The following is a 1403-nucleotide window of genomic DNA, read 5'->3' on the forward strand; positions in this document are numbered from 1 at the left end:
AGCGGTCTGCCACACCTGCCGCAGCGCGTCGGCGACGACGATCCACTGCTCCTGCCGGTCAGCGAGGGCATCTCGGCCCACTGGCGTGATCGCGTAGTGCTTGCGCCGGCGCCCGGCCTCCGAAACACCCCACGACGACGAGACGTAGCCGAGCCGCTCGAGTCGGTGCAGCAGCGGGTAGAGCATCCCGTCGGTCCACTGCATGCCTCCACCCGACAGCTCGCCCACACGCTTGAGGATCGCGTACCCGTAGAGATCGCCGTCCGACAGGATCCCCAGCACGAGCGGGGTGGCCGAGGCGGCGACCAGGTCTTTGTCGATGCGCACTGCGCCTCCTATACCTAGAACTGTAAGGTATGGAACCATAGGAGCTCTAGGTATGCAAGGGGTCGTGCCGGGCTTCCCCGCGGTGCACTGGAGCATCCGCAGGCCGTGGTCGGTTGGTGGGCCTACTGGCCAACCGATACGATCATCAGGAGCCGGCCGCCAGGACATTGGAGGGCATGGCCAGAGCCGCAACCCGTGGTTCCGATACGCCGCAGCAGTTTCAGGATCCCCAAGGAGACCATCGTGTCAGCGCCCTCGCCTATTACCCTCCTCGTCGATGGCGAAGAGCATCAGGCGGCTCCGGGAGTGACCGGAGCGGAGCTCTTCCGGGAACGCCGCGACGTCGTCGTGGCCCGCGTCGACGGGGAACTGTGGGACCTCGCGCGTGAACTGCCCGACGGCGCCCGCATCGAAGCCGTTCCCATCGACTCACCGGCCGGACTCGAGGTGCTGCGCCATTCCGCCGCCCATGTGATGGCACAGGCCGTCCAGCAGCTGCGGCCGAACGCCCAACTGGGGATCGGTCCCTACATCACCGACGGCTTCTACTTCGACTTCGACGTCGAGGAACCCTTCACGCCCGACGAGCTGAAGCAGCTTGAGAAGATGATGCTGAAGATCGTCAACGCGAACCAGCTGTTCGTCCGCCGGGTAGCTTCGGAGGATGAGGCCCGCGCCGCGATGGCGAACGAGCCGTACAAGCTCGAGCTCATCGGGTTGAAGGGCGCGGCCGGCGACGACGACGGCGCTTCCGTCGAGGTGGGCGCGGGCGAACTGACGATCTACGACAACGTCGACCGCAAGACGGGCGACGTAGTCTGGCAGGATCTCTGCCGCGGACCGCACCTGCCCAACACGAAGCTGATCTCGAATGCCTACTCCCTGACTCGCTCGGCCGCAGCGTACTGGCGCGGAAGCGAGAAGAACAAGCAGCTGCAGCGTATCTACGGCACGGCGTGGCCCACCAAGGATGCACTCAAGGCGTACCAGGAGCGCCTTGCCGAGGCGGAGCGGCGTGATCACCGCCGGCTCGGCTCCGAGCTGGACCTGTTCTCGTTCCCCGACGAACTCGGCTC

Annotated in this window: 1 protein-coding gene and 1 pseudogene; one reads left to right on the plus strand and one right to left on the minus strand. The window is 66.1% G+C overall.

Annotated features, from left to right (window positions below; all coding sequences use genetic code 11):
* A partial coding sequence (locus Y704_RS0108715) for a PadR family transcriptional regulator (RefSeq protein ID WP_026549842.1) occupies positions 1–327 on the minus strand: 327 nt, incomplete at its 3' end.
* Positions 328–570: 243 nt separating this feature from the next.
* On the opposite strand from Y704_RS0108715, the pseudogene thrS reads away from it, so the two are divergent.
* A pseudogene (gene thrS, locus Y704_RS25190) lies at positions 571–1403 on the plus strand (threonine--tRNA ligase); the annotation flags it as partial.

This window comes from Arthrobacter sp. Br18 (genome assembly GCF_000520555.1).
Lineage (GTDB): Bacteria > Actinomycetota > Actinomycetes > Actinomycetales > Micrococcaceae > Arthrobacter_D.